The following is a 17011-nucleotide window of genomic DNA, read 5'->3' as shown; positions in this document are numbered from 1 at the left end:
CGGCGTTACGTCGGCGGGATCAGATGATCTTCTGGCCTACGAGGTAGGTGGCGATCTTGTCGCCGCCGTCGCCCTCGTCGGTGACCCGCTCGCCTGCAGTCTTGGGAGGCTTGGGGGTGGACGACGTGACGGTCGTTCCTGCGTTCTCCACGCCGACGATGCCGTCCTCGACGCCGATCTCGGCGAGCGTGATGGTCTGCACCGTCTTCTTCTTCGCGGCCATGATGCCCTTGAAGGACGGGAAGCGCGGCTCGTTGATCTTCTCGGTGACGCTGACGATGGCCGGCAGTGCAGCCTCGAGGCCGAAGATGCCCTCGTCCGTCTCGCGCTCGCCCGACACGGTGCCGTCGGCGACGGTCAGCTTGCGGAGCTGGGTGAGAGCGGGGATCTGGAGGTACTCGGCGATGATTGCCGGTACAGCGCCCGTGCGGCCGTCGGTGGCCTCGTTACCCGCGATGATCAGATCGGCGGGCTCGTCGTTCTCGAACGCGACGTTCCCGAGCGCAGCTGCCAGCGCGTACGCAGTCTGGATGGCGTCGGACCCGTGGAGCGAGGGGTCGTTGAGGTGCACGGCGCTGTCGGCACCCATGGACAGCGCTTTGCGGATGGCATCGGTGGCGCGGTCGGGGCCTGCGGACAGCACCTTCACCTCGCCGCCCTGTGATTCCTTGATGAGCAGGGCTTCTTCGACGGCGCGCTCGTTGATCTCGTCGAGAACGGCGTCGGCTGCCTCACGGTCGAGCGTGTAGTCACCGTCGGTGAGTTTGCGCTCGGACCACGTGTCGGGAACCTGCTTGATCAAAACAACGATGTTCGTCATGGGTCTGCGTCGACCTCCTGGTCATGTTCCGCTGATTCGTAGGGTGAATCGGGTCGTGCCTTATGGGTTCTTGCTGTTCTAGGCCCTGCCGTAGATTACCCCATGTTTAGTTACTGGTGGGTAACTTACCGCATTTCCGATCCGACAATACATCCGCCCCTCCTGACCGGACGCCACTGCCGATGGATCGTCCCTGGACGTAGGCACTACCCTCTCGTCGGTGAGCGAATCATCGACAGCCGACGCGGACGCACCGCTCCCCCTCACCGGCGAGCGCACGGTTCCTGGCATCGCGGAGGAGAACTACTGGTTCCGCCGACACGAGGTCGTGTACGAGCACCTGCTGGGGCGGTGCCGGCACCGCACCGTCCTCGAGGCAGGATCGGGAGAAGGCTACGGCGCCAACATGATCGACGCCGTTGCCGAGTCGGTCACCGGCGTGGACTACGACGCAGGCGCCGCCGCTCACGTACACGATCGGTATCGCGGAGTCCGCATGCTCCGCGGCAATCTGGCACAGCTGCCCCTTCGCGACGACTCGGTGGACGTGGTCGTCAACTTCCAGGTGATCGAGCATCTGTGGGATCAGGGGCAGTTCCTCGACGAGTGCTTCCGGGTCCTCCGCCCGGGTGGAGAGTTGCTCGTCAGTACACCGAATCGCATCACGTTCTCCCCGGGGCGAGATACTCCGTTGAACCCGTTCCACACGCGCGAATTGAACGCGGACGAGCTGTCCGAGCTGCTGGAACACGCAGGTTTCACCGTGGACGTCATGACCGGCGTCCATCACGGGTCCACGCTTCGAAAGCTCGACGACAAGCACGGAGGGTCGTTCATCGACGCTCAGATCGAGCGCGCTCTCGCCGGGGAGCCCTGGCCGGCAGCCCTCTCGGCCGACGTCGCATCGATCACCACGGCAGATTTCGACATCCACCCGACGGACATGGACGGGAGCCTCGACCTGGTCGCCGTTGCGATCAAGCCTCACGGCGGAGCTGCGGTGAGCGGGTGAGCACACCTTCACCGAAGGTGACCGAGCCGGGCATGTTCTCTCTGGTTCTGCACTCGCACCTGCCCTGGCTCGCCAATCACGGCCGATGGCCGGTCGGCGAGGAGTGGTTGTACCAATCGTGGGCCGACTCCTATCTGCCGCTGACGGACATGCTCTCTACGCTCGCCGACGAGGGACGTACCAACCTGCTCTCGCTCGGGATCACCCCGGTGCTCGCCGCTCAACTCGACGACCCGCATTGCCTTGCGGGGATGCATCATTGGCTCGGGAACTGGCAGCTGCGCGCGCACGAGGCGACCGACCGTGCGATGTCGATCCGCGAACACAGAAGCGCCGCACGGGCACTCGACACATTCGAAACGAAGTGGCGACACGGTGGATCACCGGTCGTTCGTACACTCGTCGACGCTGGAACGGTCGAACTGCTCGGCGGTCCCCTCGCCCACCCCTTCCAACCGCTACTCGATCCGAGGCTGCGCGAATTCTCGCTGTCCGAGGGGCTTTCCGACGCGGCGAGGCGCTGGGGCACACGGCCCACCGGCATCTGGGCACCCGAGTGTGCGTACGCACCGGGGATGGAAGTCGGATACGCGGACGCAGGGGTCACCCACTTCATGGTGGACGGCCCATCCCTGCGAGGCGACACGACGCTCGGGCGACCGGTGCGAGAATCCGACGTTCTCGCATTCGGGCGCGATCTCGAGGTCAGCTATCGCGTGTGGTCGCCGAAATCCGGCTACCCCGGTCATGCCTCGTACCGCGATTTCCACACCTACGACCATGCGACCGGGCTCAAGCACGCACGCGTCACCGGACGAACCGTCGACTCGGCCGACAAGGAGCCCTACGATCCCGCGGCCGCCTCTGCCGCGATCGACATCCACGTCGCGGACTTCGTCGACACGGTCCGGCGCAGGCTCCGCAGCGAGTCTGACCGCATCGGTCGACCCGCACTCGTCGTGGCGGCGTTCGACACGGAATTGTTCGGCCATTGGTGGTTCGAGGGTCCAGTCTGGCTCGAACGCGTCCTACGAGCTCTACCGGAAGCCGGCATCGACATCGGAACTCTCGACGACGCTCGCAGCAAAGGATTCGTGGGCTCGCCGGTACAGTTGACCGAGTCGTCATGGGGGTCGGGCAAGGACTGGCGCGTGTGGAACGGCGACGCCGTCCGTGATCTGGTCGATCTGAACGCCGAGGTGGTCGAGGCAGCGCTGAGCTCACTCGACGGACAGCGCGCGGTGGACAGGCAGCACACGGTGGACAAGCAGCGCGCGGTGGACGGGCAGCGACCGGGCATACCCGAATTGCGTAACAGGGTGAACGACCAGATTCTGCGTGAGACACTCAACGCGGTTGCCAGTGACTGGGCATTCATGGTCAGCAAGGACACGGCGGCCGGATATGCGCGCCAGCGTGCGCACGTCCACGCCCACGCTCTCCGGGAGATCGCGGACGCGGTCCGCGGTGGTCGTCACGACGACGCGGAGCGGCTCGCACGCGGGTGGAACCAGGCGGACGGGCTTTTTCCCGCACTCGACGCTCGTCGAGTGGCAGGTAAGTACGGCTCGGAGAACCTGCAGCACGGATCTGCAGCTCGGAGGGGAGCGTCGAAGTGAAGGTTCTGATGGTGTCGTGGGAGTACCCGCCCGTCGTCGTCGGGGGGCTTGGCAGACACGTCCACCATCTGGCAACCGAACTCGTCTCCGCCGGACACGAGGTCGTGGTGCTGGCGCGCCGCCCGACGGGCACCGACGCGTCGACCCATCCCACGCACCATCGCATCGAAGACGGCGTCCTGGTGGTCGCGGTGGCCGAAGATCCCGCGCACTTCGTCTTCGGCGAAGACATGCTGGCGTGGACCCTCGCCATGGGACACGCGATGGTTCGCGCCGGAATCGCACTCGGCAAGCCGGGCCTGGGCGACGGCTGGCAACCCGACGTCGTCCACGCGCACGACTGGCTGGTGGCGCACCCTTCCATCGCGCTCGCCGAACACTTCGACGTCCCCCTCGTCTCGACGATCCACGCCACCGAGGCGGGCAGGCACAGTGGCTGGATCTCCGGCACGATCAATCGTCAGGTTCATTCCATCGAATGGTGGCTGGCCAACGATTCCGACGCCGTCATCACCTGTTCGGCATCGATGAAGGACGAGGTCACTCGGCTGTTCGGGATTCGCGACTCGGCGGTGTCGGTCATCAGGAACGGCATCGACATCCGCACGTGGACCTTCCGTCCTCGCCAGCCTCGCCAGGAACCCGCCAAACTGCTGTACGTCGGCCGTCTCGAATACGAGAAGGGCATCCAGGACGCCATCGCCGCCATGCCGCGCATCCGTCGGAGCCACCCGGGCACCACACTGCACATTGCAGGCGAGGGAACACAGTTCGCGTGGTTGGCGCAGCTCGCCCGAACGCACCGAGTGACCCGTTCCGTCTCCTTCCTCGGATCGCTCGACCACACGGAACTACTCGGTTGGCTCCACGGTGCCGACGCAATCGTTCTCCCCAGCCGCTACGAACCGTTCGGCATCATCGCTCTCGAAGCTGCGGCCGCGGGGACCCCGCTGGTGGCGTCGACGGCAGGAGGGTTGGGGGAAGCGATAGTCGACGGCGTGACCGGTCTGTCCTTCGAGCCGTCCGACGTGGCAGGACTCGCCACTGCGGTTCGACGAGTTCTGGACAACGTCGATGCAGCCCAGGAGCGAGCCCACGCCGCACGTGAGCGATTGACCGTCGACTTCGACTGGAGGCATGTCGCGGAAGCGACCGCCCAGGTCTATCTGGCCGCGAAACGGAAGGTGCGGTATCCGCTCGCGCGTCCTACCATCGTCGAACGTGCTCTACCCGAGCGCAGTTGAGTCTCCGCGCGCAGCTTCCGCTGCCCTGAGTGCCTTCTTGCGTTCGATGTCCTCGAGCGCTGCGATGTACTTCGCGCGCTCGGCAGCACCGGCTTCCCAGTCGGCCTTGCGGTTGCGGACTACCTTGGCCGGCGCACCGACGGCGATGCTGTAGTCCGGAATCACGCCTTTGACGACTGCGTGTGCACCTAGCACGCATCCACGACCGACGCTGGTCTCGCGGAGAACCGTCACTTTGGCGGCGATCCAGGTGTCCGGACCGATCCGAACCGGTCCCTTGACGATCCCCTGGTCCTTGATCGGTGTGGTGACGTCGTCCATCCGATGGTCGAAATCGCAGATGTAGCACCAGTCTGCGACGAGCGTCGACGCACCGATCTCGATGTCGAGGTAAGTGTTGACGACGTTGTCCTTGCCGAACACCACTTTGTCACCGATCCGCAGCGAACCTTCGTGGCACCGGATCGCGTTGCCGTCGCCGATGTGTACCCATCGCCCGATCTCCAGCCGGGACAACTCGGGAGTCGAATGGATCTCGACGTTCTTGCCCAGGAACACCATTCCCCGTAGCACGACATGAGGATTGGCAGCCTTGAACCGAGCGAGCCGGTAGTACCGAACGAGGTACCACGGTGTGTAGGCCTTGTTCTTCAGCACCCAGCGGAGCGAGTCGCGGGTGAGAAACCGGGCCTGGTCCTCGTCGCGTCGTCGTGATCCCCGCCAGCGTGAACGCAGCGGCGCGTTCCACATGCTCGTCATAGCCGTCCACCCTAGCGGCACTGCAGTGCGGCTCGGAACGACCCGTGTGGACCGCTTTGGCCATCGAGACGGTGGCCGGGATAGTCTCTGTCCTTGAATCATGTGCGTCGGACACGTTCGAGGAGAAGTAACAAGGTGCTTGGCGGTAGAGCTGGTGTGGCTCGCGTGGTGTCGCTGGCGACCGTTGCAGCCCTGACCGCGGCAGCATGCGGCGGGGGCGGGGAGGCAATCGACGCATTCGCGCCCGACGGGTGGCCTGTCGTGCACGGTGACTCCCGGAACAGCAGTTCCACCGAGCATGCCGGACTGTCGGACGCACAATTCGCGTGGTCGCGCCCGCTGGGTGCGACGACATCGTCTCCGGTGTCGATCGCGGCGAGCGGTCAGATGTTCGTCTCGACGCTCGGTGAGGCCGGGTGCAATCTCTTCTCGTTCGAGATCGAGTCGGGCCGTAAGCGTTGGTGCAACCGCGTCGGGCCGTCGGTGGGCACCGAGACACCCCTCGTCGATTCCGTGGCCAATGTGTACGTCGGCGACGACGGTGGGTTCTCGTCGTTCAACGAGCACGGTCAATTGCGTTGGCGCACTCCCACCAACGGCGTTCCGCGTTCCGCGCAGTTCCTCGGCGACGGCAGCGTTCTGGCTGTGACTCAGTTCGGTCAGATCAACGTCCTGGACACCCAGACCGGCAAGTCCGTCGTGCCGATCCACGATCTGATCGACCCTCCTGATTTCCTGGCCGAGCCCGGCGCCGATTTCCTCCCGCCTGCAACCGGTCTCGATGCGTGTGCGACGGGTTCCGCCGAGTGCGCAGTGGCGGCCACGCCCGCCGTGGACCTGGATGCGTCGAACATCTATCTCGTTCTGTGGCGTTCGGGTGCCGTTGCACCGCAATTGATCTCGCTGCACTACGACGCGGAGGCGACACCGTCGATCACGGAGCGTTGGTCGTCGGAACTGCTCCCGGCCGGAGTGTCGTCGAGTCCTGTTCTGTCGGAGGACGGCTCGACGATCTATCTCGCCGACGTCGACGGCCGGGTGTCCGCGTTCGACGCCTCGAACGGTTCGCAGCGGTGGACGTTCGGAGCCGGATTCGGTGCGAGCAACACGCCATCGGTCGCGAGCGACGGTTCGATCGTTCCGTCGGGCGGCGAGGGGTCGGTGCGCTCGATCCGCGACGACGGCACGAGCGCGAGTGTCGCCTGGTCGCGAGATGATCTGCAGCAGTTGGGTACTCCGGCGAGCACCGCCGATGGCCGCATCGTCACGGTCGTTGGCCGCGGTGACGACGCAGTCCTCGTCGCGCTGGACTCGGCGAGCGGGGAGACGGTGTCCGAGCAGGTGCTCGAAGGCGCCTCCGGCCCCACGGTCGGTACGTCGATCGGGCCTGACGGCCAGGTGGTCACCTCGACCTATCTCGGCGAGATCTTCACCTACACGTCCTGATCGGTCCTGCCCGGGCGACGAGCCTGACAGACGAACGCCACACCGGACCGGCCGATCCGCGTGATGATCACCGACAGCGCTGTGTCGCCCTTCAACTTCAGGCGGGGCCGTAGCACTGCGGGGTCGACGTCCACGCCACGCACCAGGATCTCCACCGATCCGCATCCGTGCGCGGCAAGGGCCTGCCGCAACGATTTCTCCGAGTACTTGATTCGGTCGAGGATCCGGAATCCGTTCACACCCTCGGGCACCGTGTTGCCGGTCAGATATGCGATGCGGGGATCGAGTTGCCACAACCCGTGCCGGGCCCCGTAATGACGAACGAGGCCTGCGCGGACGATAGCTCCGTCAGGGTCGATCAACCACTCCCCGGGTTCTGCGGAGTCGATGTCGTCGGGCTCGGAATCGGTGATCTCGTAGGCGGATCCGTCGGAACTCAATACCGATGCGCGCCGTGTGATCGTCGTCGCGGAGAGGCCGTCGGACCACAGGCACGCTTCCTTGACCCCGCCGTCGAGCGACACCAACTCGATTTCTCCTGCCCACCCGAGCGAATCGAAATTCAGTCCGGGGGCGCACTTGACGACAAGATCGCGTCCGACGTACGTCTCGATCAGGTCCGGCAGCGGCGGTTGCAGAGCCGCGGGGTCGTGGGTGCGCCTGCCGTCCGAACGCCGCCCGGGGTCGGCGAGCACGACGGTGCCACGGGACACGGGAACGAGTGCGTCGGCTCGGACGATCGACGCGGACGGAACGTTGTGGCCGGCCATCCGCAACCGCACCGGGTCGAGGTCGCTTCCGAGCACAGACCCTGCGGTGCTGACCAACGAGTCCAGTTCGGTGCCGATCGAGCAGGTGACGTCGTGGACGTCGAGGCCGGCGAGCCGTTCGGCACGGCGCCGCGCCACGATCGTCGGCGTCGCCTGCTGTACGGCATCGTCGGTCAGCAGCCACGACCCTGCACCGTCGAGCTTGGCAGAAGCCTTGCGCCGCGCAGTGATGGTCTCGACGAGTGCGGCGGTGTTGTCGCCGAACCTGCTGCGTGCCGCGGTCACGTCGGCGAGCATCGATTGCTTGGTGAGCGCCAGCCGAGAGATCCAATCGAGCGCGCCGACGCCGACATCGTCGGTGAGGTAGTCGATGTCGGCGTCGGTGAAGGTGTAGCCCATGAAGTGCCGATATGTTCAGCGCGTGATGTTCAGCGAGTGCGAACGGTCAGGACGACTTCACACCGGTGATCATCACGTTGTAGAAGAATCCACGCGGGACAACGTGCGTGAGAACCTTCTCGTCGACCCAGCTGAGTGTCTTCCAGCCCCCGAACGCGAACCTGGCCCAGTTCCACCCGAGCTTCTCGGCGGGAACCGCCGCCTCGAACGTTCTGACAGGCCAGCCGAGCAATGCTGCCGCGAACTCTTCCGTCCGCGCCTGGACGTCGACGGCACCGGCACTCGTCGCGATGTTCTCGAGATCGCTCGGATCGAACGTGTGCAGGTCCACGACGGCTTCGAGTGCCGCTGCCCGCGAGGACTCGTCGAGTTCCTCCTGTGGCTTGCGCCAGCTCGCCAGGAACGGCAACTTCGTGATTCGCGTTGTGGTCTCCCACGTAGCGCGTCCCAACCACCGAGCGTAGAAGTTTCCCACAGTCGTCGGCTCGCCGGCGAACACGAAGCGCCCCCCGGGCTTGAGCACACGGAGCACCTCGCGGAGGGACTGCTCCACATCCGGAATGTGATGCAGCACGGCATGCCCGACAACGAGATCGAACGTGTTGTCCTCGTACGGGATGGTCTCCGCATCGGCGACTCGGCCGTCGACGTCGAGATTCAGGTGCCCGGCGTTGCGCAATGCCACCTTGACCATTCCCGGCGACAGGTCCGTGACCGAACCCTTCTCCGCGATACCCGCCTGCATCAGGTTCAGCAGGAAGAAGCCGGTGCCGCACCCCAGTTCGAGCGCGCGACCGTAGGGCAGCGCATCCTGCGCGTCCGGAGAAGAACCGACGGCCTGATCGAACCGTCCACGCGCGTAGTCGATGCAGCGCTCGTCGTACGAGATGGACCACTTGTCGTCGTACGTCTCGGCTTCCCAGTCGTGGTAGAGGACCTGGGCGAGCTTGGTGTCGCTCCGCGCGGCCTCCACCTGCTCCGCCGTGGCGTGCGGGTTGGGCGCGGGGTCCGGTACGACGTGGAGGCTGGTATCAGCGCCGGCCGCCTGGGAGTCGGACGAACCGTCGTGAGGGCTTGCAGTCATGAGGGCAGCCTACTATCCGGTAGGAAATGAACAAGTTCCAGTTTCGCGGGGCAGGCGATCACTCGCCGGTGAAGTCGGCCTTGCCCGGTCCGTTGGCGATGAACGACTCCATGCCGATGGTCCGATCCTTCGTCGCGAACAGAGCCGCGAACTGCTGAGCTTCGATCTTCAGGCCGGTGTGAAGATCTGTGTCGAGGCCTTGATCGATCGACGCCTTGGCCGCAGCCAGCGCCCGCGACGCACCCTTGGTGAACTGCGAAGCCCATTTTCTCGCGGCGTTGTACACCTCGTCCGGGGCGACGACCTCGTCGACCAGTCCGATGCGGAGTGCTTCCTCGGCTCCGACGAATCGGCCTGTGAAGACCAGGTCCTTGGCCTTGCTCGGACCCACGAGGCGTGCCAACCGCTGGGTTCCGCCACCGCCGGGGATGACGCCGAGAAGCACTTCGGGCACCCCGAGTTTCGCATTGTCGCCGGCAATGCGACGGTCGGCGCTCAACGCCACTTCGAGGCCACCTCCGAGTGCGTAACCCGTGATCGCGGCAACGACGGGCTTGGGTATCTCGGACACCGACCCCAGCGCGGACTGCAGGTCCCCGATGATGTCGTTCATCTGCGCGGGCGACAACTCCACCATTTCCTTGATGTCCGCACCGGCGGCGAAGACCTTCTCACCGCCGTAGACGATGACGGCCTTGACCGAGGGATCGATCGTCGCGGCACGCGCGGCGGCCCGGATCTCCTCCTGTATCTGACGGTTCAACGCGTTCATCGGTGGTCGGTCCAAGCGGATGGTGCCGATACCGTCGGATACCTCGAGATTCACGAACTCAGCCATGTCCGCACACGCTACCGGTGCCCGGCGTCATCTCCCCGACCACGGGTGCGCACTGCCCGCGTAGTAGGCCTCGTCGTCGGGAAACTCGACCCGCAGTTCCCCGTCGACGTGGTACAGGTTCGGCTGAATGGGAGTGATGACCGGTTCCGCGGCGAGGACGCCGGACACCGAATCGAAGGCCGTCAGCCCAGCCAATTGACTCCACGTAGGAGGAAGCAGAACGGTACGTCCACCGCGCCAGTCGTCCAGCGCGGACTCCACAGACCTCCAACCGACCGACGCGGCTTCACGTGTGGCGCCATCGGCGTCCTGCCCCTCGGGCGTGACCGCGACGAAGAAGTGCGTGTCGTAGCGACGCGCTTCGCCGTCCGGCGTGATCCAGTTGGACCACGGCCGCAGCAGATCCGCCCTCAGCACCAGCCCATGACGCTCGAGGAACGCCGCGAAGGTGAGTTCGTGCCGTTCGAGTGCGGCTCGATCGTCGGCGTAGACGGAGGTGTCGCGCACCACCGAATCGGCCGTAGGACCGGCGAGCAGGACTCCACATTCCTCGAACGTCTCGCGGGCTGCCGCGCAGACGAGCGACGCGGCTCTTCGTTCGTCGACGCCCAATCTGCCCGCCCACCATGATGCATCCGGGCCCGCCCAGGTCAGATCGGCGTCGCCGTCGGAACTGTCGACGCCGCCCCCTGGAAACACCGTCATCCCACCTGCGAACGCCATGCCGGACACGCGCTCGAGGAGGAAGACCTCTATTCCGGACGGCGCGTCACGGACGAGGATCACGGTCGATGCATCCCGGACAGGCACAGCTTCGGTCGGAGTCATCTTCGAAAACTACAACGTCCGATTGTCGGACGTGTCACCGGCGGTGCTGCCCGGCCGCCCTCGTTCGCCGAGCGAAGAAACGGCCGTCCACCCGATCGAGTGTGATCGACTGGCTGAACGCCTCCGTCAGGTTCTCGGCGGTGATCACGTCGTCGACGAGCCCCTGCGCCACCACCCCGCCTTCCTTGAGCAGCAGTGCGTGACTGAAACCGGGGGGAATCTCCTCGACGTGGTGGGTGATCAGGACGGTGGCCGGTGCGTCGGGATCGGCAGCGAGATCCGCCAGTCGCGCGACGAGTTCCTCGCGGCCGCCCAGGTCGAGACCCGCGGCGGGCTCGTCGAGCAGGAGAAGTTCCGGGTCGGTCATCAACGCACGGGCGATCAGCACGCGCTTGCGTTCACCCTCGGACAAGGTTCCGTACGTTCGCTGCGACAGGTGTTCGGCTCCGAGGCTCTCCAGCATGTCCACGGCGCGCTCGGTGTCCATGTCGTCGTACCGTTCACGCCACCGTCCCAGCACGCTGTATCCGGCGGACACGACCAGATCGCTCACGGTTTCGTCGGCAGGGATGCGATGAGCGAGAGCCGACGACGACAGACCGATGCGCGTCTTGAGATCAGCGACGTTGGCCTTTCCCATCACCTCGCCGAGCACGTGTGCGGTGCCCGACGTCGGATGCACCTCCGCGGCTGCGATCCGCATCAAGGAGGTCTTGCCCGCCCCGTTGGGCCCGAGCACCACCCACCGTTCGTCGAGCTCCACCTGCCAGGTGACCGGGCCGACCAGCGTCACCCCACCTCGCCTGATGAGTACGTCGTTGAAATCGATGAGCAAATCGGGATCCGGTTCAGACACGACGTCTATCTTGTCGCACATCCATCCCCCACACACGGCAGGATCTCGAAGCGTGTCGCCTTCCATTGATCACACCGACGATCGTCCCGCCTCCGGCGAGGAGTCCTCTCCTCCCGGCTGTCCGTTTCCGTTGGGAGCTACTGCGTCGGCAAGTGGTACGCAATTCGCGGTCCACTCGCCCGAGGCCGACGGCGTCGAGGTATGCCTGGTCGATCCCGACGGCTCCGAACGGCGCGTCGAACTCCGGGAGAAGACCTTCGGCATTCGGCACGGTTTCGTTGCCGGCGTTACCCCCGGAACCAGATACGGGTTCCGCGCGCACGGGCGGTGGGACCCGGCGGCCGGGCGACGCTTCAACGATCGGAAGATACTTCTCGACCCCGCGGGGCGGCAGATCGTCGGGCAACTGGGTGACGCGCATGCTCTTCTCCCCTACGACGACGAGCCGTTCGGGCAACCGAGCACAGTCGATTCGCTCGGGCACATGCCGTTGTCGGTCGTCACCGACCCGACCGTACTGCGCGAGATCGTCCGGCCGTCCGTTCCGTGGGATCGGACCGTGCTGTACGAGCTCCACGTCGGCGCCTACACCGCCAGGCACCCGGACGTACCCGCGCAGCACCGAGGGACGTACCTGGGCCTCACTGCATCCGCAGTACTCCAGCACCTCACCACACTCGGCGTGACCACAGTGGAACTCTTACCGGTGCAGGCGATGTCGACCGAACCCGACGTGCGGGCACGAGGAATGCGTAATCACTGGGGATATTCGACGGGTGCGTTCTTCGCGCCCGATCCACGTTTCGCCTCCGAACCCGGCGCCGAGGTGACCGAGTTCAAGACGATGGTCGACGTACTACACAGCGCCGGAATCGAAGTCGTGCTCGACGTCGTCTACAACCACACGTGCGAGTCGTCGGTGTCCGGGCCGTCCATCAGCTGGCGCGGGCTCGACGCGCCGGGGTACTACCTGCTGGACGGTCGCGGATACGACGTCGACCTCACCGGGTGCGGCAACACACTCGACTCCGCGTCCCCCGCAGTGGTGCGCATGGTCTGCGACAGCCTGCGGTACTGGACCGAGGTCATGGGAGTCGACGGCTTCCGATTCGATCTGGCCAGCACGCTGGGACGGCCTGGAGGATGGCGATTCGACGCTCGCGCACCCCTCCTCACTGCCATCACGACCGATCCGGTTCTCTCGCGAGTCAAGCTCATCGCCGAGCCGTGGGATGCAACGGGAGCCGGCTATCAAGTGGGTGGATTCGGCCCGATGTGGTCCGAATGGAACGATCGCTACCGCGACACGGTCCGCCGATTCTGGGCCGAACAGATCGGTGTGCGCGATCTCGCGTCACGGCTCGCCGGATCCGAGGACATCTACGGCGGTGCTAGCCGAAAGCCCTGGGCGTCAATCAATTTCATCACCGCCCACGACGGTTTCACTGCCCACGACCTCGTGTCGTACTCGCGCAAGCACAACGAGGCGAACGGTGAGGAGAACCGCGACGGAACCGACAACAACATCTCCGTCGACCACGGGACCGAAGGACCGACGGTCGACCCTGCCATCACCGGTGCCCGAGCCCGCCATGTACGGGCACTGCTCGCCACCCTGGCACTGTCCACCGGAACGCCGATGCTGCTCGCCGGAGACGAACTGGGACACACTCAGTTCGGCAACAACAACGCGTACTGCATTGCCGAAGACGCACCCGCCGAGGACGCGTGGGCCATCGACTGGTCGAACATCGATTCCGATCTCGTCGCGTTCGTCTCACGCCTGCTTCGGATCAGGCGAAGCGCACCGTCGCTCCGGCAGCAGGAATTCTTCTTCGGACGGGACACCCCGTCGGGCCGACCGGACCTGGTCTGGTTCGACGGACACGGCAACGAGTTCACGACCGATCAGTGGAACGACGACTCCGTCCGCACCATCCAGGCATGGGTCGACGGCGGCGACGTGCGGTCCTACGAACCGAACGGAGTGCGCGTCGACGACGACAGCTCGCTGCTGATCGTGCACTCCGGTGGTCCGACGGAGATCTCACTGGCCTGCCCCTCGTGGGCTGCCCGAAAATTCGCGCCGGTGTTCGATTCGTCGGAACCACGCGGCGTACCGACCGACGTCATGTCCGTCGAAGCCGGATCGCCGATCTCGCTGACCGGTCCGGGCGTGCTCGTGTTCCGCAGCGACGGCAGGTAAGTCATGAACAGTTGAACGAGGGGTCCGATTCCGAACGCGTACAGCAGGGTCCCGACCCCGACATTTCCGCCCAGGAGCCACCCCGTTGCCACCACCGCCAACTCGATGCACGTGCGAATCAGTCGCACGGACAGTCCGGTTCGCGCGACGAGTCCCGTCATCAACCCGTCGCGCGGACCCGGCCCCATGCCCGCACCGATGTACAGCGCAGTCGCGAAGGCGTTCACGACGATTCCGGTCACCAACAGCGCGATGCGGACGGCCATGTTTCCCACGTCCGGGAGCCAGTGCAGCGTGGCGTCCACCGCGATCGCAATGACCACGACGTTGCTGACGGTCCCCAAGCCGGGCTTCTGGCGCAACGGAATCCACAGGAGCAGAACGACGACGCCGGTCAGTGCGGTGATCGTGCCGAAGCTCAACGGCACGTGTCGGCTGACTCCCTGATGGAACACATCCCATGGATCGAGGCCGAGACCCGCCGTCACCATCAACGCCATCGACGCACCGTAGAGCCACAGGCCGACGTAGAGGGCGAGAAGCCGGAGCGTCAGTCGTGTGCGTCTGTCGGGGTTCAACGGTGCATCGTGCTTCGTCGTTCGCATACACCCAGTGTCGGCCCGATCTGGCCCCTACTGAAACATCCAGTTTTCATGCAGTGGACCCCTGCGGGTGGATGGAGGCTACCTGCGCGACGGCCGAATCGTCAGATCGTCGCGACTACCGTCATCGAACCGGGCGCCACCTCGGTGAACCCCGCATCCCGCACGGCCACGGCCTGACCTGCCTCGACCAGGGCGCGTGCCCGACGCCACTGCTGCTCGTCGGCGTCGCGCACGGAACAGGCGAACCCGGTGTCGGCCCAGTCCTGGCACTGCTCCGGCGTCATCGCGCCCGCGAGCAGCATCGACGCGTGGCCGACCTGAGCGGCGGCCTTCCCTACCGTCATCTCGAGGGCTGGATCTATCCACAACACCGGAACTCCCGGTGTCGGCGCGCCTACAGCGTCGTGCGGGACATCGGTGCCGCCGATCTGCAAACGCCTCACCCGAGGATCCAGATCGCCCACTCGGCCGGGAACGAAAGCGCGAGCCTGCGCGCCACTCACGTCGACGGTAAGTCCGGAAACATCCTGCGCAGCGGTCCAGTGCGCACCCCGCGCCCGCCTGGCGACCTTGCGGATTCTCGACCCGGTCCACGCGAGGAAGCGGTCCTCCCACTCGCCACCCGGTCCGACGCGTTCGTCCAGGCACAATGCGACCGCAGCGGCTGCGGCGGCTTCCAACAGACTGCTGCGCGGCGGCGGATCCGTCTTGGGTATGTGCAGAACGACGGCCATCGCCAGCACGTCCGCGGGATCCTCCCGATCGGCACGACCACCGTAGCCTCGGGCCAGCACAGCATGTCGCTCGGCGAACGTACTGAGCGGACTGTCGACGGTCCCGTCGATCGGCCCAGCACCGGGCACCGAGGTTTCCGGAACGTCGCTCACAGGATCGGGACTCGCCTGACGCCGCCGTCGACAGCGTCCGCAGCTTCGATCTCACTACGCGTCACGCCCAACATGAACAGGACCGCGTCGAGGTACGGGTGGGAAATCGCGGTGTCCGCGATCTCGCGAAGCGCAGGCTTCGCGTTGAATGCCACTCCGAGGCCCGCAGCAGTCAGCATGTCGATGTCGTTCGCTCCGTCGCCGACGGCCACCGTCTGTTCCATCGGAACACCGGCCTGAGCCGCGAACTCGCGCAACGCGGTCGCTTTGGCAGCTCGGTCGACGATCTCACCGACCACACGCCCGGTCAGTTTTCCGTCGACGATCTCGAGTGTGTTCGCCTTGACGAAATCCAGCTCCAGCTCGTGAGCGAGTCCCTCGATGACCTGACGGAAACCACCGGAGACGACGCCGCAGGCGTACCCGAGTCGCCGCAGCGTACGAATGGTCGTGCGGGCACCCGCCGTCAGCTCGAGTTCGTCGGCGACGTCTTCGATGACGGACGCGTCGAGTCCGGCCAATGCCTGCACGCGTTGGTGCAACGACTCGGTGAAATCGATCTCGCCGCGCATGGCGGATTCGGTGACCGCTCGAACCTCGGCCTCACGTCCGGCTTTGGCGGCCAGCATCTCGATCACTTCGCCCTGAACCAGCGTCGAGTCGACGTCGAAGACGATGAGTCGCTTGGAGCGGCGCGCGATGCCTGCGCGTTCGACGGCCACGTCGATGCCGACGCCCGCCGCGACCTCGGACAGACCCTTCCTGAGTTGACGGTCTGCGTCCGGCGACGTGTTCGTGGCCGTGACGTCGAGTTCGAGACCCGTGACCGGATAGTCCGCGACTCCGCGAATGGAGTCGATGTTGGCACCCTGTCTCGCGAGCTCGCGCGAGATGCTACTAAATGCCCGAGCGGTGACCGGACGGCCGAGGACGACGACGACATGAGTCGCAAGACTGCGACTGCCCACCGGGTCGGCACCGATCTCGACGTCGACGTGTACGCCGACGGTGGACATGGCCTCCTCCAGCTCGTCCTGCAGTGCCTCGGGATCGCGCGGGCACGACAACAGGACGCCGAGAGTCAGTCGGCCGCGGATGACCACCTGCTCCACATCGAGGAGGCTCACGTCGTGACGCGAGAGCGCCGCGAACAGAACCGAGGTGACGCCAGGTTTGTCGGGCCCGGTGACGGTGACGAGTACAGCGATGTCCTCGGTAGCGAAACCTCTGTCAGGCACCGATTCTCCCTTCGCGACGACGCTGACCTATGTGGTGCGTCGCCATTCTTGCTGCTTCACTGATCAGATTGTCGCAAGCGAAGAGCCCCGCCCGAGTTCCGGGAGGGGCTCTTGCCGATTGACTGGATGTTTACTTGGGGTCGTGGTCGCCGGATCCTTCGTGGTCGCTCGTCGCGATAGGTGCGCGACGTGCCTGTTCGAGGACTTCGGTGGTGTGTCCACCATGGCTGCCTGGCCCGACGTGGGCTTCGGCGCGGAGGCGTTCGACCATGTGCGGGTAGTGCAGTTCGAACGCGGGACGCTCGGAACGGATCCGGGGCAGTTCGGTGAAGTTGTGCCGCGGCGGCGGGCAGGAAGTCGCCCATTCCAACGAGTTGCCGTACCCCCACGGATCGTCGAC

General features: G+C 65.6%; 14 protein-coding genes and 1 pseudogene. 5 read left to right on the top strand and 10 right to left on the bottom strand.

The annotated features are described in order from the left end of the window. Window positions 1-19 precede the first annotated feature (19 nt). Complete coding sequence (locus ACFULT_RS13495; protein WP_019664336.1) at window positions 20-820, bottom strand: electron transfer flavoprotein subunit beta/FixA family protein; 801 nt, start codon at window positions 818-820, stop codon at window positions 20-22. Between the two features lie 220 nt (window positions 821-1040). On the opposite strand from ACFULT_RS13495, the gene ACFULT_RS13490 reads away from it, so the two are divergent. The 3 genes from ACFULT_RS13490 to ACFULT_RS13480 are packed head-to-tail and all read left to right on the top strand — an operon-like array spanning window position 1041 to window position 4695. Beyond that, the gene (locus tag ACFULT_RS13490; protein WP_037111333.1) at window positions 1041-1832 is read left to right on the top strand and encodes a methyltransferase domain-containing protein; all 792 of its coding nucleotides are present in this window, start codon (window positions 1041-1043) and stop codon (window positions 1830-1832) included. Window positions 1833-1864: 32 nt separating this feature from the next. Further along, window positions 1865-3451, top strand: a complete 1587-nt coding sequence (locus tag ACFULT_RS13485) for a 1,4-alpha-glucan branching protein domain-containing protein (protein WP_378481896.1) — start codon at window positions 1865-1867, stop codon at window positions 3449-3451. After that, window positions 3448-4695 carry a glycosyltransferase family 4 protein gene (locus tag ACFULT_RS13480; RefSeq protein ID WP_094721859.1) on the top strand — a complete coding sequence of 416 codons (1248 nt, stop codon included), beginning with the start codon at window positions 3448-3450 and terminating at the stop codon, window positions 4693-4695. The genes ACFULT_RS13485 and ACFULT_RS13480 overlap by 4 nt, the downstream gene beginning before the upstream one ends. Here ACFULT_RS13480 and ACFULT_RS13475 read toward each other — a convergent pair. Further along, window positions 4678-5454 (bottom strand): acyltransferase, encoded by a 777-nt coding sequence (locus ACFULT_RS13475; RefSeq protein ID WP_037111325.1) that lies wholly within the window; start codon window positions 5452-5454, stop codon window positions 4678-4680. The genes ACFULT_RS13480 and ACFULT_RS13475 overlap by 18 nt on opposite strands. Window positions 5455-5589: 135 nt before the next feature. Between ACFULT_RS13475 and ACFULT_RS13470 the strand changes: the two genes are divergently transcribed. Beyond that, a complete protein-coding gene (locus ACFULT_RS13470; RefSeq protein ID WP_378481692.1) occupies window positions 5590-6900 on the top strand; it encodes a PQQ-binding-like beta-propeller repeat protein in 1311 nt (436 codons plus the stop codon). On the opposite strand, the gene ACFULT_RS13465 is transcribed toward ACFULT_RS13470, so the two are convergent. From ACFULT_RS13465 to ACFULT_RS13445, 5 genes are read right to left on the bottom strand one after another with little or no spacing between them, the layout of a single operon-like run. Next, window positions 6888-8069, bottom strand: coding sequence for a class I SAM-dependent methyltransferase (locus ACFULT_RS13465; protein WP_378481691.1), 1182 nt, complete (start codon window positions 8067-8069; stop codon window positions 6888-6890). The genes ACFULT_RS13470 and ACFULT_RS13465 overlap by 13 nt on opposite strands. Window positions 8070-8115: 46 nt before the next feature. Next, entirely contained in the window at window positions 8116-9153 is a 1038-nt protein-coding gene (locus ACFULT_RS13460; RefSeq protein ID WP_378481690.1) for a class I SAM-dependent methyltransferase, read from the bottom strand. 58 nt (window positions 9154-9211) lie between these two features. Beyond that, complete coding sequence (locus ACFULT_RS13455) at window positions 9212-9991, bottom strand: enoyl-CoA hydratase/isomerase family protein (RefSeq protein WP_037111317.1); 780 nt, start codon at window positions 9989-9991, stop codon at window positions 9212-9214. A 27-nt stretch (window positions 9992-10018) separates the two neighbouring features. Beyond that, the gene (locus tag ACFULT_RS13450) at window positions 10019-10819 is read right to left on the bottom strand and encodes an NUDIX hydrolase (protein WP_037111315.1); all 801 of its coding nucleotides are present in this window, start codon (window positions 10817-10819) and stop codon (window positions 10019-10021) included. A 34-nt stretch (window positions 10820-10853) separates the two neighbouring features. Next, complete coding sequence (locus ACFULT_RS13445) at window positions 10854-11696, bottom strand: ABC transporter ATP-binding protein (protein ID WP_037111312.1); 843 nt, start codon at window positions 11694-11696, stop codon at window positions 10854-10856. A 31-nt stretch (window positions 11697-11727) separates the two neighbouring features. Here ACFULT_RS13445 and glgX point away from each other — a divergent pair, with 31 nt between their 5' ends. Next, window positions 11728-13881 (top strand): glycogen debranching protein GlgX, encoded by a 2154-nt coding sequence (glgX, locus tag ACFULT_RS13440; protein ID WP_037111310.1) that lies wholly within the window; start codon window positions 11728-11730, stop codon window positions 13879-13881. A 706-nt stretch (window positions 13882-14587) separates the two neighbouring features. On the opposite strand, the gene ACFULT_RS13435 is transcribed toward glgX, so the two are convergent. From ACFULT_RS13435 to ACFULT_RS13425, 3 genes and pseudogenes are all read right to left on the bottom strand, one after another. Then, window positions 14588-15349, bottom strand: coding sequence for an aminoacyl-tRNA hydrolase (locus ACFULT_RS13435; protein ID WP_378481895.1), 762 nt, complete (start codon window positions 15347-15349; stop codon window positions 14588-14590). A gap of 20 nt (window positions 15350-15369) precedes the next feature. Then, entirely contained in the window at window positions 15370-16611 is a 1242-nt protein-coding gene (serB, locus tag ACFULT_RS13430; protein WP_052059329.1) for a phosphoserine phosphatase SerB, read from the bottom strand. A 130-nt stretch (window positions 16612-16741) separates the two neighbouring features. Next, window positions 16742-17011 (bottom strand): annotated as a pseudogene (locus tag ACFULT_RS13425) (cytochrome ubiquinol oxidase subunit I); the annotation flags it as partial.

It is taken from the genome of Rhodococcus sp. NPDC057297, from assembly GCF_042667435.1.
Taxonomy (GTDB): Bacteria; Actinomycetota; Actinomycetes; order Mycobacteriales; family Mycobacteriaceae; genus Rhodococcoides.
The sequence above is the reverse complement of the archived record's forward strand: the minus strand, read 5'-3'. Positions and strand labels throughout refer to the sequence as shown.